This is a genomic window from Streptomyces sp. NBC_00019, from assembly GCF_045041015.1.
Taxonomy (GTDB): domain Bacteria; phylum Actinomycetota; class Actinomycetes; order Streptomycetales; family Streptomycetaceae; genus Streptomyces.
In genome coordinates this window covers 10,126,680-10,146,050 of the sequence record NZ_CP108302.1, presented here as the reverse complement: position 1 = coordinate 10,146,050, position 19,371 = coordinate 10,126,680, and the positions used below count along the sequence as shown (strand labels likewise).

Sequence of the window (19,371 nt, the reverse complement as noted above, 5' to 3'; positions counted from 1 at the left end):
CGCGGGCCGGGAGTCACGGTCGCCGCACGTCGCACCGCCGGACCCGTTCGGCACGCTCCGACTTCCCCAACCAGATCAACAACGTGCTGGGCACTCGGCCATGATCCGCTATCCGATGATCTTTGAAGGCAGGCTCGCGTGCTCCGGCACTCGCAAGCCTTGATCACCTGGGCGCGATCCGGGTCAGGCCTCCTCGGCCGGGCTGTCCACGGGTCACTCCCCCTCGGACGGGTCATGCCCCCGGGCTCCGTGGCGTCCGGTGAGGCAGGCGGCACGTAGCGGGTGCCGGAATGGAAGGCGTCCTTGCCTCCGCTGTAGGCGACGGCGGAGCGTCGGGCTGTCGCGGCGACCTCGTGCGGCACGGTGCTTTGTCGAACGGAACCGTCCAGCCGAACCGCACCCCTTCGATTCACCCTCTGTCGCCCTTCCCTAACTGGCCGTACACTGTCAACTCGGGGAAATTCAGGCGTGATTGACTGGGGGAGCTGTCATGTCCTGGGACCAGAACGCGAATCCGGACTTTGCCGTTCCACCCATGCCGAGCGCACCACCACCCGCTCCGGCGGACCCCTGGCGGGCTTTCGCCGTGGGATTGTTGAACCTCAGCGGCCTGGGGCTGGGCTATGCCGTCGTCCGCCGTTGGGGGTTGACGATCGCGTGCCTGGTGGCCATGGGGATCTTGCTTGTCGTGGCGCTGCCCGCGGATCCGAACGGGATTCCGGGCGCCCTGCTCGTCCTGTATCTGATCCTGTTGGTGGCGGCAGGCCTGCACGGTGCACGGCTGGGCCTGCGCACGCGCCTGGCGTGGCTGCCGAGTGCACTGGTCGCGGCGGTGCTCAGCGTCGTGTTGCTGGCCATACCCGCCGGCGGATATCTCCTGTATGACCAGGCACGTGACGAGGCCACTCAGCAGATGCTCCTGGACCGGCTGGCCACAGCGGACGAGCTGGTGAAGTCGACCGGTACGCAGGCCTTCGACGTGGCGCAACCCGACTACCGCCAGGCACTGGCCATTTACCACGGTCTGGCCGCGGACCATCCGACGTCACGGGCTGCCGCCGAGGTGCCGAACCGCCTCAGGACCTACTACACCACCGTCGGCGCCGCGTACGCGGAGAAGAACTACTGCGGGGCCGTGGCGCCGTTGAAGTACCTGCGTACCGTGCCGCGCACGATGGACAAGAAGACGCTCGGATCCCTGTCCACCTGGCCCGACGACCGGCTGGCGACCTCGCTCTACGAGTGCGGGACGGAGTCGATGAGCGGCGACAGCGCATCCTGGACCGCGCAGTGGGGCGAACTGCTGACGACGTTCCCGAAGTCCGAACAGGCTCAAAAGGTGGGGCCCGCGATCGACGCAAAGGTGGGCGAGGCGGTCACGGCTGTGGGCGGCAGCGATCCCTGCGCGGCCGTTGAGCGCCTGGGCTCCCTGTCCACGCAGATTCGCGGCGTGTCGGGCGAGGAGGCCGGACTCACCGAGGCTCTCGACCAGGCTGCCGACCGGGCGGAGCGGAGCGCGGCGTCAGGGACGTACAACTGCGGTGTGGACCAGTACAAGGACGGCAGTTTCAGCGACGCCGTCACCACGATGGACACGTTCATCAAGGACAACCCCGACAACCCGAAGCGCAGTCTCGCCCGGAAGGTGGCCATCGCCGCGGAGGTCGCCCAGACGGTCCCGGCGGCCGGCAAGCGTCTGCCGACCACCCGCTCGGGCGGCAGCATCACCGTCACAGTCAAGAACGACAGCCCCGACAAGATCACCGTCCTGTTCACCGGCCCGGTGACCGGGAGCTTCACCCTCAAGGCGTGCGGTGGCTGTTCCACCTATTCCTCGCTGAGCAGCTCTCTCGGGTTCGAGTCGAAACCGTGCAGCGACAGCGGCAAGAAGTATCCGCAGAAGACCATCCGCCTGCCCGCCGGCACCACCTACTTCGTCCACAAGTCCCAGGAAGGGATCGGCAACACCCCGGCCTCGGACACCGCCAAGCTGGAGCCGGGCTACATCTACACCGAGTGCGCCTACACGACGAGTCTCGGCTACTGACCGAGATGGATCTTCGTGGTCCAGTCGGCGGCGGGGCGCAGGGTCAGCACGCCGCCGCGAATGTGCCCGAGCTGGAAGCGGTCCTGGCCGAAGACACCACCTGGACCTCCCGCGCCCGCGGGTGCAGCTCTACGGCGCTCACGGCCAGCGCCGCACGGAATGGCCGGAGAGTCAGGGGCACGGGATGGCGCAGGCCCAGGAACCGGGTGGCGACCCGGGCCTCCGGTGTCGCACGCGGTTCCGGCCGGTAGGAGTCGAGTCTGCGGGTCGGGCTCCGGCGGTCGCGTGGCGGGTTCTGCACGCCCAGCGGCAGGCGTTGGCGCACACGGGGTCGTGGGTGGCCCGGTATGGCGGGACCGAAGGTGGCGGCCTGCGGGGCGGCGATACGGCGGCTGGTGTTTCGAGCAGCACCGCAGCGCCGCTATCATCCGATATGAATCATTTCGGGCTAAAACCCCGGAAAAGGGTTGAAGATATTTCGGAGCGGCCCATGTCCCGCAAGGGCCCCGCGTACGACGACGAGCTGCTGGCCAGACTCGGCTCGCTGACGTCCCGGGCGCGTGAGCACGCGGAGCAGCAGCGTTCCCAGGTCGAGCTGGCCATTGCCCTGCAGCGCGGCATGCTGCCCGCGGTGATGCCCACAGCGCCCCGCTATCACCTGGCTGTGCGCTACGTCCCGGCCTACCACGGCCTCAACGTGGGCGGAGACTGGTACGACGCGTTTCACCTGCCAGACGGCCGGATAGGACTGTCCATCGGTGACGTCCAGGGCCACAACATCGAGGCCGCCGCCTTCATGGGGCAGGTACGCGTCGGATTGCGCGCGCTCGCCTCCGTGACAAGTGAGCCCGGTGAACTCCTCGCGCTGACGAATGACCTCCTGCTGTCGCTCGGCTCCGATCTGTTTGCCACCTGCACCTTCCTGCGCCTCGACCCCTCCACCAGCGTGCTGGAGAGCGCCCGGGCCGGGCATATTCCCTGCGTCTGGGCAACGGCGGACGGAAGGTCCGGCGTGGGAAGCGACGAAGGCGGTCCGCCGCTGGGTGTCCAGGCCGGCATGACCTACCCCGTGACCCGTTACCGGCTCACCACGGGCGGCGTGTTCGTGCTGCTCACGGACGGAGTGGTGGAGGGGCCGTCCATGGAGATCGACCAAGGCCTGGACCAGGTGGTACGACTCGCCGGGATCGCCGCCGTAGCGGGCATGGACGCCAGCTCGCTCGCCGCCGCCGTCATCCGGGGCGCGGACCAGGTGGGACACGAGGACGACGCCGCCGTACTGGTCCTCGGCTACGAAGGAGCCGAACCTCAGCGGTAGGGCGGCACGCCGCCGCTCCCGCCTCGCCGGAACGGCGGCCTCGGTGTCTGATGGCTTGTGTGGCGGGTACCAAAAATCTGCGCCCGACCGGCGTCTACGCCCTCCAGACACTGGCCGTCGCCGGCTGCTACTACGCCGCGGGACGACTCGGACTCCTGCGGAATCTGACCGTCGAGGGGGCAGTGTTCACCCCCATCTGGCCGCCCACCGGTATCGCGGTGGCCGCTCTGCTGATCCTCGGGCTGCGCGTCTGGCCCGGCATCGCACTCGGTTCCCTGCTCGTCATCATGCACCTCACCTCCCTGCGGCCCGAAGTGCTCGGCAATCTGGCGGGCAACACGGCCGCGCCCATCTGTGCGTATCTCATGCTGCGTGCGGTGGGCTTCCGTACCGACCTGAGCCGGCTGCGAGACGGCCTGGCCCTGGTGTTCCTCGGAGCCCTGACCGGCATGCTGATCAGTGCCACGGTGGGCGTCGGCATGCTCGTGATCACGGACCGGCTCCACGGCCACGATTTCTGGGCCGTGTGGCTGGCGTGGTGGGTAGGCGACGCAATGGGGGTCCTGATCGTCACTCCCCTGCTGCTGGTGCTCTACGCGGCACGTTGGCCCCCACCCCTGTCCCGTTGGCAGGAGGCCACAGGAGTCACCCTCATCACCTGCGGCACCGTAGTGCTGGTCACACACAGCAGCCTCAGTGTGCTGTTCCTCATCTACCCACTGCTGATCTGGACGGCCCTGCGCTTCCAGCTGGCCGGCAGCATGCTCTGCGCGCTCTTCACGTCCATCGTGGCCACCGTCGCCGCCACGGAGGGGGCCGGCCCTTTCGACGGCCTGGACCACATCGAGGTAATGATCAAACTGCAGGCGTTCAACGGCACCATGGCCCTGACCGCGCTGCTGCTCTCCGCCGTGATCACCGAGCAGCGCAACACCCGGCGCTCGGTGGAACGGGCCTGCCAGGAACTGGTCGAGGTACTCGAACACCTCACCGCGGGGAATGCGCCACGAGGCGGGCCGATTCGACCGAACGGGGAAGCGGAGGACGGGCCCCACCAGCAGAAGACAGGGCGCTGAGCATCACCTCCATGCCGAGCCACGACGGCCGGCCATATCACTCGCCCGGGGGGCCACCGTCAAGCGCGGCTCTGCCATCGAGCGGGGCGACAAGCAGCCTTTGCCTTTTTGCACCCGTGGGACTCTTCCCTTGCGCACGTCGTGCGGCCGGTCGAGGTACAGCTGCTCTACGTGCCCGCGGGGCTGTTCTCCCGGCCTGGGCACCGGGCCGCGTCGCTGTGCCCGGGCCCGCCGGCCAACGGCGTACACAGGCAGGGAAGCCTCTGCAGTCATATACACGCAGCGTGCACGGCTTCACGAACGCCGGCACCGCCGAGGCAGCGAGCGGGCACCGCCGTTGTCGGTGCCGTCTGCGATGATCCCGCGTGGTCCAGAGACACCACTACGGGGAGGGTTCATGTCATTCGGCTTCAAGACGTCATGGCTCGCGGTGCGCGACGCCGGGCCGGAAGAGGTGGCCGATGCCCTCGACCTGCGGCACCGACAGCGCATCGACTGGGAGACCGGCACCGAACTCGCCTACCGGCAAGGTGTCTTCGTAGCCAGACCCGTCCCGGAGTGGACCCTCGCCCACGGCAGGATCCATCTCACGCACGAGACCGACCCCACGCGCCCGGACTTTCCCACCTGGCTGCGGACGCTGGCCGCGCGTGTCGGGGACCTCCAGTACTTCGCCACCGACCGTGTCAGCGAGTACCACGCCTGGGCCAAGGTCGAATCCGGTGAACTGACCCGCGCGTACTGCTACATCGGCATGAGCGGTGACGTTCCCCTGCGCCGCGGAGAACCCACCGTCGCCGAAAGGGAGCTCGGCGTCGGGCTGGTCGGGTGCGACGAGATCCGGCAGGACTGGACAGACGCCGAATGGGACGCCTGGCACGACGCCATGCCCACGGAACAGCACGTGATGCGCATAGCCGCCGACTGGAGCGTCTGCCCGGCACTGATCAAGGACGACTCCGTCACTGCCCCCGGGATACACGGCTTCCCACCAGGCGTCGAGCCGTCCGCGGCCGGATAGAGGCCGTCGTCGTGGCCTACGAGAGTGGACTGGTTCGCCCTGGCGGATGACACGGTCAGGCGCCCGGGATGAATCCCGACGACACCATCAATTTCCAGCTTCTGGACATGTCGATCACGCGGGAGTTCCTCCGCAGCCCCCTGCTCACCGGCGCCATCGCGCCCAGCTCCCCCGCCCTCGCCCAGGCCATGGCCGCCGGTCTGGGCCTTCACCGGGCCAACGTCGTGGTGGAGCTCTGATCCGGGACCGGCGCGATCACCGGAACGGTCCTGCGGCGGCTGGCTCCGGGGACGCGGCTGATCGCGGTCGAGCTCAACCCGGCCTTCGCCTCCCCGGCTCACGGGCCGGTACGCCGATGACAGCCCCGTCGAGGTGGTCCAGGGCAGCGCCGAGGACCTGGCGACAGATCTTCGCTGTTCAGGCGCAGGGCCGGTGATCCCGTGGGAGCTGTGGCCTGTCATGTCGTCGCTCTCCGGGAGGTCGCGGATGCCGTCGGTCGTTGGACTGCTGGAACAGCATGAACTCGCTGCTCGCCGACGAGTGGACGAGCTGCCGACACTTCTGCGGCCCAGCCCCCTCAAGCGCCCCTCGGATCCGCAAGCCCTCCCCCTTCTCTTGTCGATCGCTTGCCGAGTGTGCGAATACTCGGCAAGCGATCAAACGTGTCACCTTCCGAACCGTTCCTCCAAACCCAGCGGAGCTCACCCTTGGTAGACCGCGCCGTACGCCGACGCCGTCAGGCTTTGTTCCTCTTGTTCTTTCTTCCCGGCATCGCAATGTCGTCCTGGGTCACACGCACCCCCGATGTCCGCGATCAACTGAGCTTGTCCACCGGGCAGATGGGGCTGGTCCTGTTCGGTGTGTCCGTCGGTTCCATGATCGGAATCCTGTGTTCCGGCCGCTTCGTGTCCCGATTCGGCACCCGGCCGGTCATCGCGCTCGGCACCCTCCTGATCATCGCGGGCACGGTCGTCATCGGGGTGGGCAGCGCCCTGCCGTCGGCGCCCCTGGTCACCGCAGGACTGTGCCTGTTCGGCGCGGGCATGGGCGGTGGCGAAGTGGCGGTCAATGTCGACGGCGCCGACGTGGAGCGCATCACCGGGACCGCGGTGCTGCCCACGCTGCACGGCTGCTTCAGCCTGGGCACGGTAGTGGGGGGTTCGGCCGGAATGGCGGCCACCGCCGCTGCGTTTCCCGTCCACTGGCATCTGGCGGTGGTCGCCCTTATCGCCACAGGGATTCTGGTCTACGCCCTGCGTGCCGTTCCCACCGGTATCGGCATCAGCGCCGCGCCATCGACGCCGGACCCGAGTCAGGGTTCAGGTCCGGCGCAACGATCAAAGCCGCAGGTGTGGAAGGACCGGCAGCTGCTGCTGATCGGCGCCATCGTGCTGGCCATGGCGCTGGCCGAGGGCGCCGCCAACGACTGGCTGCCGCTGCTCATGGTCGACGGCCACGGCCTCGACGCCGCGATGGGCTCGCTCGTCTTTGTGGGGTTCGCAGCGGCGATGACCCTGGGACGCTTCAGCGGCAGCTTCTTCCTCAGCCGTTTCGGGCGGGCCGCTGTCGTGCGTGCGAGCGCCGTCTCCGGTGCCGTCGGGCTCCTCCTGGTCATCTTCTCCGACAACGCTGCCGTAGCGGCAACAGCCGTACTCTTCTGGGGTCTCGGGGCGTCCCTCGGATTCCCGGTGGCCCTCTCCGCGGCGGGCGACTCAGGTCCCGACCAGACCGCCCGCGTCTCACTGGTCGCCATCATCGGCTACGTCGCCTTCCTCGTGGGGCCGCCCATCCTCGGGTTCCTGGGCGACCACTACGGGCTGCGCTCGGCCATGCTGGTGGTTCTGGTGTTCGTGGCCGCCGCCATCCTCATTGCTCCCGCCGCCGACACCCGTGACCGCACCGCCGCCGCGGTGGACGTGGCCCAGCGCACGGAAACCGGCACCCAACCCGGCACACATCCCGCAGGACAACACCAAGGAGAGCGCTCATGAGCCCGCAGGAAGCGTCCGGCACGATCGGCGTCCTCCTCCCCCGCGACATCCCCCACGCCGACGTCATCGCCTTCGCGCAGGAAGCGGACGACTACGGCTTCGACGAACTGTGGGTCGTCGAAGACCTCGGCTATCGCGGAGGGCTTGCCCAGGCCGCCACCGTGCTGGCTAGCACCCACCGGATCCGCGTCGGAGTCGGGCTGCTGCCCGCAGCCGCCCGGAACGTCGCCTTCGCCGCGATGGAAGTGGCCACTCTGGCCCAACTCCACCCCGGCCGTATCGACATCGCGGTCGGACACGGCATGCCCGACTGGATGCGCAGCGTCGGATGCTGGCCTGCCAGCCCTCTGACCTTGCTGGGCGAGTACGTCCGCACACTCAAGACGCTGTTGGCAGGCCGGGCGGCCGATACAGGCGGCCGTTACATCCGGCTCGACGCAGTGCGCCTGGATCCGTCGGTGGTGCCCGAGCACGTCCCCGACATCTTCGCCGGCGTTCGCGGCCCCAAGTCGCTCGCCCTCGCCGGTGAAGTGGCCGACGGAAGCCTGCTCGCCGAGCCGGTATCACCCGAGTACGTCCGCCGAGCCCTCACCAGCATCAACCCGCAGCGCCCGCACCGGCTCGCCGCCTACAACATCACCGTCGTCGACGACGACCCGCACGCCGCCCTCTCCGTGGCACGGCCCGCCCTGCAACCCTTGGGCGATCCCGACTGGGCGCCCCACATTGTCCCCCTCGGCTTCCATGACGAGTTCGCCGCGCTGCGCCGCACCAGCAAGAGCGTGCAGGAGTTCGCTCAGGCGATACCCGAGGAGTGGGCGCGCCGGCTGGCCCTGACGGGCACCGCCGACCAGGTTCGTGCCCGCGTACAGCACCTCTTCGCGTCAGGCGTCACGAGCGCCGTCCTCAGCCCGGTCGGCCCCGACTACCGGACCGCGCTCGCCAGTCTGGCCAAGATCCTCTGACAAGGTCGCAGATCTGGTGTGAGGGGCGGTCAGGATGCTCACGCTGGTCGTCAGCCGATGTCCATGGGTGAAGACCGCCTGGCTCGTTGGCGGGCGCTGACGGGGTCTGCCGCGCCGTCGGCTGCTGACCCGCCAGTGATGACCGGCCAAGCGCGTCGCACGAGCGTCGATCCGCCAGAGCCTGCGGCGCCCGGCGCGGCCTCGTCGGTGCCGGAGCGGAAGTCCCGCAACCGAGTTCATGGGCAGCTCCGACGGTGACATCGGGGTGCCGTTCCCCGATGTCGAGAGCACCGAGCCCGATCACACCAAGGTCTGGCGGCGCGTGGCCGACGGACCACCGCGGGGCGCGGACATCGTCACCGTCCTCTTCGGCTTCGCCATCGCCCTGGACGAGACCATCGTCACGACTGGTGACCACCTCCCCCAGGAGCTCCAGTGCGCGGTTATGGACGGGGCCCTGCAGGGCTCGCACAACTACATCCACAGCGGATACATCCGCGGCACGACCGCGAACCCGCCTTTCTCCTTCCACGACCCGTTCGTCTTCCTGCTCCACTCCCACGTCGACCGGCTGTGGGCCCGTTGGCAGAACGCGCCGGGTCACGCCTGGCGGCTCGACCCGGAACACGTCTACGGCGTTCACGACACCAATCCGGCCTCGACGGTGAACGCCGTGCTTCAGCCCTGGGCCGGCGGTGCCGACGGCAACGTCCGCCCCTGGTCCACCGGGGAGGACCCGTCGGATCCGCCGACCGCCGAGACGTCGAAGGACCCGACGATCGTGGCCCCGCCGCAGTACGACCGGTGAGCCGAGAGGGGCCCTCGCCGCAGAGGCGGGCGTGGAGCGAGGCGAGCGGCGTTGGCCCCTCGCCTCGCCCCTAGGACGGGTTCTGGGTCAGACCACCGCCGGCTGCGGCTCAGGAGCCTCGCGGGTCAGGTGACCGGCCCTATGCAGTCCATAGAGAGACCCAGCACAGACCAGCCCCAGGACGAGCAGCGCCAGCCAGGGCAACGCGGACATGCCTGCCGACCGCGCGGCGTCGAGGGCCGCCCCGGTGAGCAGGTTGCCCAAGGTGATGCCGACACCGCAGATGGTGTTGTAGAGCCCGTAGTGCGTGGCAACGAGACGGTCGCCCGACAGCCGGACGATGGTGTCCATCTCGAAGGGGTACGCGATCATCGTGCCCAGCGCCAGCAAGAGCGCGGCCAGCGTCGGCGGGACGGCGGCGAGCAGCCAGCGCCCCATCCCCTCGTCCGGCACCGGCACGGCCGTCGCCGCGAGCAGCGGTACGAACGCCACGCCCATGCTCAACAGCCCCCAGGCCAGGGCCTGTCCGGGCTCCATCCGCCCCTTGCACCACGCGGTCACCCGGGTCTGGCCGAAGATCGTGGCCAACCCCGAAGCCGCGAAGAGCATTGCGACGGCCGCGGTCCCGAACTCGCCGTCGCCGCCCAGCCGCCGTACCTCCAGTGGCAACGCCAGATAGACCTGGAAGGACAGGACGTACGAGCCGATCATGGCTGTCGAGAAGAGCAGGAACGCGCGGTTGCGCAGGATCCCGCCCCACTGGGACAGCACACGCTCTCGTCCCCCGGCTTTCGCGTTCGCCTGCCGGGCGGGCAGCGAGCGGATCTGTACGACGCTCAGCAGAGCGAAGACCGCTGCCGAGACGAGGCAGGTGATCCGGAAGTCGAAGCCCGTCAGCAGCATCCCCACCAGCGGGCCGAGCAGGATGCCCGCTTGGTAGAACACGTTGAAGAGTGCGAACGCCTCGACGCGGCGCTCCCCTGCGTCGGCTGCGAGATAAGCGCGCACTGCCGGGTTGAACAACGCCCCCGCGAAGCCGGTCGCCGCCGAGGCGGCGAGCAGCGCGGGAACCGAGTCGACCAGACCGAGCGTGGCGAAGCCGACCGTGCGCAGTACGCACCCCGCGACGATCAGCGGCTTGTAGCCGAGCCGGTCGGCGAGCGTGCCGCCGATGAGGAACATGCCCTGCTGGCTGAAGTTCCGTACGCCCAGGATGAGTCCGACCAGCCAGCCGGCCAGGCCGAGGGATCCGGACAGGTGGGCGGCCAGGTACGGCATCAGCATGTAGAAGCCGAGGTTGATGGTGAACTGGTTCACCATGAGCAGTTGGACGCTCCGCTCGTAGGAGCGGACTTGCCTGAGCATCGTTTTCATCGCGCCGTCCCGTCTTCGGCACCGGCTGCCTCGGTCGTCAGGGAGAGGGGATCACCGACCGTCGTACAGCGGGTCCAGCGGGTGACTTCCTTCTCGTCGGGGCGGCCGACGACCTCAGGTTCGGGCGCGGGAGCAACGTCCAACAGTCCTTGCTTGGCGCAGTATTCGTCGTTGTAGACCGTCTCCAGGTACCGCTGGGGCCCGTCGGGGAAGATCGCCACGATGCGGGTGCTCGCGGAGGTCGTACGGGCGAGCCAGCCGGCCACGAGCGCGACCGCGCCGACGCTCCAGCCGCCCGTGGCGTAGTGCGACGTGGCCAACTGCCTGCAGGCCCAGACGGATTCGCCCGGTGCCACCCAGTGCACCTCGCTGAAGTGGTCGTAGGCGACGTTGCGCGGGTAGATGCTGGAGCCGAGGCCGCGCATGAGGCGGGGCCGGGCAGGCTGGCCGAAGATGGTCGAGCCGACGGTGTCCACGCCCACCAGCCTCATCCCGGGGTACAGCTGGCGCAGGACGCGCGAGATACCGGCCGAGTGACCGCCTGTCCCGACGCTGCAGACCAGTATGTCGATGTGGCCCATCTGTGAGGCGAGTTCGAGGGCCAGCGGGGTGTAGGCGGAGACGTTGTCCGGATTGCTGTACTGGTCGGGGCACCAGGCTCCGGGACTCCGCGTCAGCAGTTCGGTGACTCGGTCGCGGCGGGCCTGCTGCCAGCCACCTGTGGGGTGCGGCTCGGGGACCATGTCGACGGTGGCGCCGTAGGCAGTGAGCAATCGGGTCATGGAGGGTTCGAGGCCCGGGTCGGTGACCAGGGTGACGGGATGGCCGTGGACCATGCCGGCCAGGGCGAGGCCGAGGCCCAGGGTGCCGCTGGTCGACTCAATGATCGGCCGTCCCGGCTGCAAGTCGCCGCGGGCTCGGGCCCGTTCGACCATGTGCAGGGCAGGACGGTCCTTGATGCCTCCGGGGTTGAAGCCTTCCAGCTTGGCCCAGAAGCCACGGTCGGGCGGGGAGAAGGGCTGGGATACGCGTAGAACAGGGGTGTTGCCGACCAGCCCGGAGAGGGTGGAGCCGGCGGGGGTGAAGTCACTCGTGGTCAGAGAGTGCATCTCTTTCGCTCTCGTTCGATGCGGACGCGTGCGGATGCTCATCTCGCGCGCCTGCGAATGCGCGGCGCGCGGCGGTCCGGCCGGGGCCGACCTGCCAGGACGGCGTCTATATGCGCCACTGGCAAAGAGAGATGGGAGTGGGCCGGCCGCCGCTCGGCGGGATTCTTCGCACGGCATCACGGGGATCGTGCGAGACGCGGTCCGCCGCGTCCGTCAGCGACGTAGCGGCCGCAGGCGATGAGACGCGAGCCGAGGGGTTCGAGAACGTGGCTGCCCCGGAACCGGTGTCGTGACAACGATCGGGAGTGTCCGACACGTCGAGGATCTCGTCCTCGGAGTTGTCCGGGGGCAGCGGTACTTCACTCGACGCGGCGGGTAAGTGACCGTACGGCGGCTCCGGCGCGTGGGGCTGCTCGCTGAGGCACGTCAGCAGCGCGAGCAGCAGGACGTACAGCGTGGGCCGGATGAAACGGTTCTTCCGGTGCGAACGCACTCTTGGGGCATGGATGGGGGCGGTTGCAAAGGTGGGGGGCACAGGTCCTCCGCGCGGCACTGCCCTGGCCGGAGGGTTCGCGGCAGGGACAGAGATCAGTGGGGGGTAAGGGAAAGGGTCGTCGACCATCCCCGCACCGCACCGAAGAACGCCAGGCGGAGGAGGTCAGACGCCAGAACGGCGCTGACCTAGATACGCATAACCGCGGAGTCCGCCGCATGCGCTATCGGGGCCACGATGTCCCGGGCCGCGGCGTGACTGGCGTACACCGACTGGGGTACGCCGTTGTCAATACTCTCCGTGCTCAGCGCAGACGGACAGGGCGCAGCGAGGTCGAGCCCCTGCGGAGGCTGCCCCAGCGCGCACTCCCCACCAGCGTGGTGCTGTCCGTGACCGTCGTGATGGTCGTCCAACGGAGCGTCGGGCGTCTCGCTCGCGCGCACCGCCCACGTGGCACTCGCAACCGTCTCGTGGTCCGCGACGGACCCGAAATGAACGTCCGACACCGCGGCGCCTTCGCCGGAAGCGAGGTGACGCACCGTGGCGTCGGGGCTGACGGCGTGCGTATACAGCAGACCGAAGAGGAACAGGCCCAGGCCCAGCACGCGCCACAGACCCGCTGTCGAGCGGCTCCGCTGCACACCGGAAAGCGACCAGGCCGTAATCACGCCGTGATCCTAACCCGCCCCAGGAACCCCTTGCGTATCGAGTGACGAGAACACTGCGTGAACCAGCCACCTGTGGGTGAGCCCGCCACCCAGGGGAACCAATCGAACGGGAGGGGCAGGCACTTCGCCGACTGCAAACGGTCGGATCGGCGCCACGTGGTGCCACGCCAACAGCGGGCCGCCAGGGTCTCGCCCCGACGGCCCACCGTTTTCTGGCGCTGCGTCAGCTCTAGCCGAGCCTCTTGTTCATCTGCTCGATCTCGGCGGTCTGGGCCGTGATGACGTCGTCCGCGAGCTTCGTCGCAGGGCTGTACTTTCCGTCGGCCTTCTCGGTCCTGGCCATCTCGATGGCGCCCTCGTGGTGCTCGACCATCATCTCGAGGAACATCTCGTCGAACTCGGCGCCGGAGGCCTTCCTCAGCTTGTCCATGTCCTCACCGCTCATCATGCCGGGCATCCCGGGGGACATGTCGTGGCCCTCCATGCCGGACATGTCGGCCGGGACCTCCTCACCCCACGAGGTGAGCCAGCCGGACATCGTCCTGATCTCCGGGTCCTGCGCTCCCTTGATCTTCGTGGCGAGGTCCTTGACCTCCTGCGAGGAAGCACGGTCGGCGGCCAAGTCGGCCATGTCGACGGCCTGGCGGTGGTGCTGGACCATCTCCGTGGCGAAGTCGATGTCGGCGTCGTTGTGGTCGCCGGCCTTGGCCGGGGCGGAAGCGGACGGGCTGGAATCGGACTCCATCGAGCCCATGTCGTGGCCTCCGTCGCCGCCTCCACAGGCGGCAAGCACGAGGGCGGCCACTCCCGCGGTGGCAGCGAGGGCGGTACGGCGGATGAGCTTGCGGCGTGCGGTCATGGTTGAACTCCTGGGATCGGATCTGCGAAGGGCATGCCGATGCGCAGCGCCGCGCCCTGATGGGCATGCGGCGTCACGCGGGTCGCTCTAGATCCGCAGGAGCTGGAGTTCGGAGAGTGAGGGCGGCGCCCTGCCGCCGTCGGGTCCGCTGCCGTCCGGAGAGGTGCGCGCGAGCGGCGCTCCGGCGCAGGCCACCACATCGGGCAGCAGGGCGGGCGCCACGCCGGGAGTCCCGGTCACCGAGGCGGAGGCGCAGGTCGGATCCGCGTGCTTCGCGTGTCCCTGGCAGTCGCCACCGCCGTGATCGCACGTCGTGGGCTTGGCCACCGTGGCGCCCATGCCCATGCCCGCGGACGCCACCGTGCGGTCGTGTCCGTGGGCTGTCGCGGCATGCGGTACCGGTCCGAGACCGTGCATGGCGAGCAGTCCCAGCAGCAGAGCGCCCACGAGCAGCCCGCAGGACCGCAGTACCGACTGCGGTCGAGGGGCGAGCTGTACGGGGCGCGTCACAGCGCCATCGTAGGCACAAGGCCGTTGATCCCTTGCATCTCGCCCGTACGCGCGATGGGCCGCAAAATCGGCATGGCGGGCGTGTGAGCGTCCGCCGCCAAGGAAGTCCGACCAGACCAGCCGTCTACTATGGCCTTGCGTACTCGCTTGCGCATTCGGTGGCGAAAAGGAGTCAGGCCCATGCGACGGCTGGGGGATCTCGAGGCTGAGATCATGGACCGCCTCTGGACGTGGAACCGTCCGGCCACGGTGCGTGAGGTCGTCGACGACATAAACAAGACCCGCCCCGTTGCGTACACCACCGTGATGACCGTCACCAACATCCTCTACACCAAGGGGTGGCTGCTGCGCGGCAAGCAGAAGCGCGCCTGGCTCTACTCTCCGGTCCGCAGCCGCGAGGCGTACGCCGCCGCGCTCATGGAGGACGGCCTGGGAGAGAGCAAGGACCGCCCGGCCGCTCTGGTCCACTTCGTCGAGAACATGTCCGAGGAAGAGGTGGCAGCCTTGCGCAAGGCCCTGCGGAACGTCGGACGACAGGCGAAGTCGTGAACGCGACCCCCGCCCTGGTCGGCTACACGACCATGGTGGGTGTCGTCGCCCCCCACGTGATGCTGCGGGCAGGATGGCCGCACCGGGCGCCCGCCCTGGCCGTCGCCGTATGGCACGCCCTCGCAGTGTCCTTCTCGATCGGGGTCGCGCTCACCGCGTACAACCTCGCCATGCCGACCGAACACCTGCACGCGGGCCTGGTGGGCCTGCTGCACTCCTGCGGGCTCGATGTGGGAGCGGGCAGGCCCGACCCCGGCATGGCGGACCGACTGGCCGTTGGTGTGCCCGCCGCCATCGCGGTCGCCCTGACTGCCAGTTTCGCCTACCAGGTGGCGCGCGCCCGTCGAGCGCGGACCGAGCACCGGGAGACGCTCGACCTGGTGGGCCGCCACTCGGCGCGGCTGAGCGCCACCGTCCTGCCCTACGCCATCCCCGCCGCCTACTGCCTGCCCGGTCGCCGCCCCAGGGTCGTGGTCAGCGACGCGGCCGTGCGCGAGCTGACGCCGGAACAACTCGGCGCCGTTCTGGAGCACGAGCAGGCGCACATCGCGGGCCGCCACCACCTGGTCCTGGCCGCCATGGAGGCCTTCCACTCGGTGTTCCGCCTACTCCCACTGGCCCACCACGCCCGGGAGGAGACGGCACTGCTGCTGGAGATGATCGCGGACGACCATGCCCTGCGCCGACACTCCGACGAGGTGCTGGCCACCGCCATGTACGAGATGGCCGCAGCCCGCACCCCGAAGGGCGCGTTCGCCGCGGGCGGCCACACTGTCCTCATCCGGCTGCAGCGAGTCCTGGGGCCGCGCAAGGCACCCCACCCCGCACTCTGGGGCTCCGTCGCCGCCCTGGCCATGGCGGTTCCGCTGCTACCGCTGCTGGTCGCCTGCCCGCCCGGGCTCGGCTGACCGATTCGCGTGAGACACCCGCGACTCGGACACACTTGCGATCCACACTACTAACCTACTAAGTTCTAACGCGCTTGACCGGTCGGCGCCCTGGCGCCGGTACGACGGCCGCCAGAGCCCGTCGCCTGGTACACAGACCGCGCAGAGGAGCTCACCCCACGATGGGAACCCACCGTCGGCCGAAGCCGCCCAGCCGAGCCCGGATAGCCACCCTCGGCATGGCCGCCGGAGCCGTCAGCCTCCTGCCGACACAGAGCCAGGCGGCCCCTAAGCCCACGGTGGACGAGGTGCGCAAGCAGGTCGAGCAGCTCTACGAGGAGGCCGAGGCTCCCACCGAGGAGTACAACGCCATCAGCGAGCAGCAGAAGAAGCTGCAGGGCGAGGCCGACGCCGCGCGGGACCGGCTGGCACGCAAGCAGCAGGAGGTCAACGAACTGCGGGAGAAGATAGGTCCGTTGGCGGCCGCGCAGTACCGCAGCGGCGGCATCGACCCGAGCGTGGAACTCTTCCTGTCCGGCGACCCGGACGACTACCTCGACCATGCCGAGATGCTCGACCGCACGAGCAGTCGGCAGGCCGACGCCCTGCGCGCGATGCAGGCCAAGCAGCGCGAGCTCACCCAGGAGCGGCAGGACGCCCAGAAGCGCCTGGAGTCCCTGGAGGAGACGCGCGCCAAGGCCGCAGCGAAGAAGGACGAGGTCCAGGGCAAGCTCGCCAAGGCCCGCAAGCTCCTCAACAGCCTGACCGCCGAGCAGCGCGCCAGGATGGAGGCCGCCCAGGAGCAGGACGACGCCTCCTCGGGCGCCAGCGACTCCCCCACCTCCTACAACGGCCCCGCCAGCGGTCGCGCCAAGACCGCCATCGAGTTCGCGTACGCCCAGCTCGGCAAGCCCTACGAGTGGGGTTCGACCGGCCCCAATTCCTACGACTGCTCAGGACTCGTGGGAGCCGCCTGGCGCTCGGCGGGCGTGTCCCTGCCCCGTACCGTGAAGCAGATGTACGACGCAGGCCGCAAGGTGTCCAAGTCGGACCTGCAGCCGGGCGACGTCATCTACTGGTACAACGACAACCAGCACAACGGCATGTACGTCGGCGACGGCAAGGCCATCCACGCGCCGCGCACCGGCAAGAACATCGAGATCGTCCCGCTGGACTCCATGCCGTTCTTCGCCGCGTCCCGGCCCTGAGCACCAACACTCGTATCACTCAAGGAACTTCAGTGACCGCACGCCCGGCCGTCCGTAAGCTGCTCGCCGTCGTGGGCGCCTCGATCGCCTCTCTGGCCCTCGCCGCCTGCGGCGGAGGCTCCGCGGGCACGGACACGGCGGCAGAGGCTTCGGACTCGCCGGGGACGCTCTCCCATGTGCACGGTCTGGGCGTCGACCCCGCCGACGGACGTGCTTACGTCGCCACTCACACCGGCGTCTACACCATGGCCAAGGGCGGGAAGTCGAAGCTCGTCGGCGACAGCCGAGATGACTTCATGGGGTTCACCGTGACCGGCGAGAACACCTTCGTGGCCAGCGGGCACGGCGCCGAGGGCAGCGGCCGTCCGGGGAACGTCGGCCTGATCGAGTCCAAGGACGCGGGTCGCACGTGGACGACCCGGTCGCTGTCCGGGGAGGCGGACTTCCATTCACTGGACTCGGCCAAGGGCACCGTCTACGGATACGAGGGCGGACGCATCAGGGTGAGCAGCGATCTGAAGAGCTGGGAGGACCGGGCGACGCTGGAGGCGCTCGACCTCGCGGTGAGCCCGGCCGGAGACGAGCTGTTGGCAACCACCGCCGACGGCGTTGCGGCCAGCACCGACGGCGGGCGCACCTTCGGCAAGGGGGCCGAGCCGGTTCAGGCCTTCCTGTCCTGGCCCGCGGAGAAGTCCCTGTTCGGCATCGACCCGTCCGGGAAGCTGAGCGGCAGCACGGACGGCGGCAAGACGTGGAAGCAGCTCGCGACCGTGCCCGGCGGACAGCCCCAGGCGCTGACCGCCGTGGATGCCGAGCGCGTTCTCGCCGCGACGCAGGACGGTGTGTACGAATCCCGCGACGGCGGCAAGACTTTCAGCAGGCTCGCGCCCCTCACCGCGTGACCGCGGCTATCGGGCGAGGGTCAACTACCCCTGCGTGGAGGGCAGTCACCGGACAGCCGGACGGTCAGGCGAAGACACAGGCCCAATACCTGCCTCAACAACACCAGTTCTGCGGCACCGAGTCCACAACCCTTCGCACAAGGACGGGTCGACCCTTCGAAGGTGATCTCTTTGGCGACAGCAACCATGACATCAGCATACCCAGGTGGGGTATGGACGACCCGCCCTTGCCGCCCGTTACCGAGGAACACCCAGCCCGGCCGCCAGGTCGTCCCGGACCGCCGAACGCTGTTCGCGACCCGTATTTTACGAGACATGATGTCTACGATGTTAAGCAGAGTGTATCGACATCGCCGCCACGTACACTGATCCAGTGCCGAAGCTGTGGAACGAGACGATCGAGGCGCACCGGCGTGCGGTGCGCGACGCGATTCTGAACACCACCGCGGAGCTGGCCGCCGAGAACGGGGTGCGGTCGGTGACGATGTCGCAGATCGCCGAGCAGGCCGGCATCGGGCGGGCAACGCTGTACAAGTACTTCCCGGACGTCGAGGCGATCCTTCTCGCCTGGCACGACCGCCAGATCACCGAGCACCTGGGACTGCTCGCGAAGGTCCGGGACCAGACCGATGGTGCCGCCGCGCAACTCGAGGCGGTCCTGCGGGCGTTCGCCCACATCTCACGTGAGTCCAGCGGGCATCACGGCACCGAACTCGGGGTGTTCCTGCATCGGGACGAGCGGGTCGTACGAGCGCAGCAGCAGCTCCACGGCATGGTCCGGGACCTGTTGGCCGGCGGCGTGGAAGACGGCGACTTCCGCAGCGACGTGACACCCGACGAACTCGCGACGTACTGCCTCCACTCCCTCACAGCGGCTGCTGCCCTGCCGTCCGAAGCGGCGGCCGACCGCCTCGTCACGGTCACGCTGTCCGGGCTCCGCGACGCGCACGTCGCGCCGGAGGACCGGAAGGCGACGAGTCCCCGCGAGCACGGCCATCGCGCACGGCACTCCGATCACTAGCCCGGTCCGCAAGGTCTTCTACGGCATCACGATCACCGGTCTCCCGGTCGCCGCCGCCCTCCTCATCGGCACGGTCGAGCTGCTGTCAATCGCCGCGGAGAAGCTCTCCCTGCACGGTGTCTTCTGGGACCGGATCGGCGACATCAACCTCAACAGCGTCGGCCACGCCGTCGTGGGACTCCTCGTCGTGACCTGGGTCGCCGCGCTGCCCGTCTGGCGGAACGGCCGCATCGAAGAGAAGTGGGCACTCGCGCCACAAGTCGCAGCAGGCTGATGGTTTCGGCGCCGTAGCGCCGACCGCGGCTTGGAGGCAGGCTTCGCCCCTACTGATCCTGGATCCTTCTGTTTACGTGGTCGTCCAGACATACGTGAACGCCGTCGACACAGAGCTGCCAGGGCTGGTCCAAGGCCTCTATCTCGTGGGCTCCGTGGCACTGCACGACTTCCATGCCGGGGCCGGCGACATCGACTTCGTGGCCGTGTCGTCAGCTCCCCCGGACGACCGGGAGCTGGCTCGTACGTCACCTGGGACCAGGTCGCCGCAGACCCGCTGCAGACAGCGCCA

Annotated in this window: 19 protein-coding genes; 14 read left to right on the top strand and 5 right to left on the bottom strand. The window is 69.0% G+C overall.

Going from position 1 to position 19,371, the window contains the following annotated elements:
- Positions 1 to 586: 586 nt before the first annotated feature.
- From OHU89_RS47045 to OHU89_RS47010, 8 genes are all read left to right on the top strand, one after another.
- Positions 587 to 2,047, top strand: a complete 1,461-nt coding sequence (locus OHU89_RS47045; RefSeq protein WP_405652297.1) for a hypothetical protein — start codon at positions 587 to 589, stop codon at positions 2,045 to 2,047.
- Between the two features lie 490 nt (positions 2,048 to 2,537).
- Positions 2,538 to 3,365, top strand: a complete 828-nt coding sequence (locus tag OHU89_RS47040; protein ID WP_405652295.1) for a PP2C family protein-serine/threonine phosphatase — start codon at positions 2,538 to 2,540, stop codon at positions 3,363 to 3,365.
- Between the two features lie 50 nt (positions 3,366 to 3,415).
- Positions 3,416 to 4,441: an MASE1 domain-containing protein gene (locus OHU89_RS47035; RefSeq protein WP_405652293.1), complete on the top strand. Its 1,026-nt coding sequence runs from the start codon at positions 3,416 to 3,418 to the stop codon at positions 4,439 to 4,441.
- 397 nt (positions 4,442 to 4,838) lie between these two features.
- Entirely contained in the window at positions 4,839 to 5,462 is a 624-nt protein-coding gene (locus OHU89_RS47030) for a hypothetical protein (protein ID WP_405652291.1), read from the top strand.
- Between the two features lie 107 nt (positions 5,463 to 5,569).
- Positions 5,570 to 5,701 (top strand): hypothetical protein, encoded by a 132-nt coding sequence (locus tag OHU89_RS47025; RefSeq protein ID WP_405652289.1) that lies wholly within the window; start codon positions 5,570 to 5,572, stop codon positions 5,699 to 5,701.
- A gap of 468 nt (positions 5,702 to 6,169) precedes the next feature.
- Positions 6,170 to 7,453: an MFS transporter gene (locus OHU89_RS47020; protein WP_405652287.1), complete on the top strand. Its 1,284-nt coding sequence runs from the start codon at positions 6,170 to 6,172 to the stop codon at positions 7,451 to 7,453.
- A complete protein-coding gene (locus OHU89_RS47015; RefSeq protein WP_405652285.1) occupies positions 7,450 to 8,418 on the top strand; it encodes an LLM class flavin-dependent oxidoreductase in 969 nt (322 codons plus the stop codon). The genes OHU89_RS47020 and OHU89_RS47015 overlap by 4 nt, the downstream gene beginning before the upstream one ends.
- Before the next feature lie 238 nt (positions 8,419 to 8,656).
- Positions 8,657 to 9,226 carry a tyrosinase family protein gene (locus OHU89_RS47010; protein WP_405652283.1) on the top strand — a complete coding sequence of 190 codons (570 nt, stop codon included), beginning with the start codon at positions 8,657 to 8,659 and terminating at the stop codon, positions 9,224 to 9,226.
- Positions 9,227 to 9,313: 87 nt separating this feature from the next.
- On the opposite strand, the gene OHU89_RS47005 is transcribed toward OHU89_RS47010, so the two are convergent.
- From OHU89_RS47005 to OHU89_RS46985, 5 genes are all read right to left on the bottom strand, one after another.
- Positions 9,314 to 10,600, bottom strand: a complete 1,287-nt coding sequence (locus tag OHU89_RS47005) for an MDR family MFS transporter (RefSeq protein ID WP_405652281.1) — start codon at positions 10,598 to 10,600, stop codon at positions 9,314 to 9,316.
- A complete protein-coding gene (locus OHU89_RS47000) occupies positions 10,597 to 11,709 on the bottom strand; it encodes a PLP-dependent cysteine synthase family protein (protein WP_405652279.1) in 1,113 nt (370 codons plus the stop codon). The genes OHU89_RS47005 and OHU89_RS47000 overlap by 4 nt, the downstream gene beginning before the upstream one ends.
- Before the next feature lie 681 nt (positions 11,710 to 12,390).
- Entirely contained in the window at positions 12,391 to 12,870 is a 480-nt protein-coding gene (locus OHU89_RS46995) for a hypothetical protein (RefSeq protein ID WP_405652277.1), read from the bottom strand.
- Positions 12,871 to 13,099: 229 nt separating this feature from the next.
- Positions 13,100 to 13,729 (bottom strand): DUF305 domain-containing protein, encoded by a 630-nt coding sequence (locus OHU89_RS46990; RefSeq protein ID WP_405652275.1) that lies wholly within the window; start codon positions 13,727 to 13,729, stop codon positions 13,100 to 13,102.
- A gap of 87 nt (positions 13,730 to 13,816) precedes the next feature.
- Positions 13,817 to 14,239 carry a DUF6153 family protein gene (locus OHU89_RS46985; RefSeq protein ID WP_405652272.1) on the bottom strand — a complete coding sequence of 141 codons (423 nt, stop codon included), beginning with the start codon at positions 14,237 to 14,239 and terminating at the stop codon, positions 13,817 to 13,819.
- A 180-nt stretch (positions 14,240 to 14,419) separates the two neighbouring features.
- Here OHU89_RS46985 and OHU89_RS46980 point away from each other — a divergent pair, with 180 nt between their 5' ends.
- The 6 genes from OHU89_RS46980 (at position 14,420) to OHU89_RS46955 (ending at position 19,080) form a co-directional block, all read left to right on the top strand.
- Entirely contained in the window at positions 14,420 to 14,788 is a 369-nt protein-coding gene (locus tag OHU89_RS46980; protein ID WP_266883095.1) for a BlaI/MecI/CopY family transcriptional regulator, read from the top strand.
- Positions 14,785 to 15,696, top strand: coding sequence for a M56 family metallopeptidase (locus OHU89_RS46975; RefSeq protein WP_405652269.1), 912 nt, complete (start codon positions 14,785 to 14,787; stop codon positions 15,694 to 15,696). The genes OHU89_RS46980 and OHU89_RS46975 overlap by 4 nt, the downstream gene beginning before the upstream one ends.
- Positions 15,697 to 15,857: 161 nt before the next feature.
- Positions 15,858 to 16,883 carry an NlpC/P60 family protein gene (locus OHU89_RS46970; protein WP_405652267.1) on the top strand — a complete coding sequence of 342 codons (1,026 nt, stop codon included), beginning with the start codon at positions 15,858 to 15,860 and terminating at the stop codon, positions 16,881 to 16,883.
- A 32-nt stretch (positions 16,884 to 16,915) separates the two neighbouring features.
- Positions 16,916 to 17,785, top strand: coding sequence for a F510_1955 family glycosylhydrolase (locus tag OHU89_RS46965; RefSeq protein WP_405652265.1), 870 nt, complete (start codon positions 16,916 to 16,918; stop codon positions 17,783 to 17,785).
- 373 nt (positions 17,786 to 18,158) lie between these two features.
- The gene (locus OHU89_RS46960; protein WP_405652263.1) at positions 18,159 to 18,806 is read left to right on the top strand and encodes a TetR/AcrR family transcriptional regulator; all 648 of its coding nucleotides are present in this window, start codon (positions 18,159 to 18,161) and stop codon (positions 18,804 to 18,806) included.
- Positions 18,781 to 19,080 (top strand): hypothetical protein, encoded by a 300-nt coding sequence (locus tag OHU89_RS46955; RefSeq protein WP_405654964.1) that lies wholly within the window; start codon positions 18,781 to 18,783, stop codon positions 19,078 to 19,080. The genes OHU89_RS46960 and OHU89_RS46955 overlap by 26 nt, the downstream gene beginning before the upstream one ends.
- Positions 19,081 to 19,371: the final 291 nt, after the last annotated feature.

Coding starts and splice junctions, on each gene's coding strand:
- OHU89_RS47040 (WP_405652295.1), top strand. CDS start 2,538: ATGTCCCGCAAGGGCCCCGCGTACGACGACGAGCTGCTGGCCAGACTC.
- OHU89_RS47035 (WP_405652293.1), top strand. CDS start 3,416: ATGGCTTGTGTGGCGGGTACCAAAAATCTGCGCCCGACCGGCGTCTAC.
- OHU89_RS47030 (WP_405652291.1), top strand. CDS start 4,839: ATGTCATTCGGCTTCAAGACGTCATGGCTCGCGGTGCGCGACGCCGGG.
- OHU89_RS47025 (WP_405652289.1), top strand. CDS start 5,570: ATGTCGATCACGCGGGAGTTCCTCCGCAGCCCCCTGCTCACCGGCGCC.
- OHU89_RS47015 (WP_405652285.1), top strand. CDS start 7,450: ATGAGCCCGCAGGAAGCGTCCGGCACGATCGGCGTCCTCCTCCCCCGC.
- OHU89_RS47010 (WP_405652283.1), top strand. CDS start 8,657: ATGGGCAGCTCCGACGGTGACATCGGGGTGCCGTTCCCCGATGTCGAG.
- OHU89_RS47005 (WP_405652281.1), bottom strand. CDS start 10,600: ATGAAAACGATGCTCAGGCAAGTCCGCTCCTACGAGCGGAGCGTCCAA.
- OHU89_RS47000 (WP_405652279.1), bottom strand. CDS start 11,709: ATGCACTCTCTGACCACGAGTGACTTCACCCCCGCCGGCTCCACCCTC.
- OHU89_RS46990 (WP_405652275.1), bottom strand. CDS start 13,729: ATGACCGCACGCCGCAAGCTCATCCGCCGTACCGCCCTCGCTGCCACC.
- OHU89_RS46980 (WP_266883095.1), top strand. CDS start 14,420: ATGCGACGGCTGGGGGATCTCGAGGCTGAGATCATGGACCGCCTCTGG.
- OHU89_RS46970 (WP_405652267.1), top strand. CDS start 15,858: ATGGGAACCCACCGTCGGCCGAAGCCGCCCAGCCGAGCCCGGATAGCC.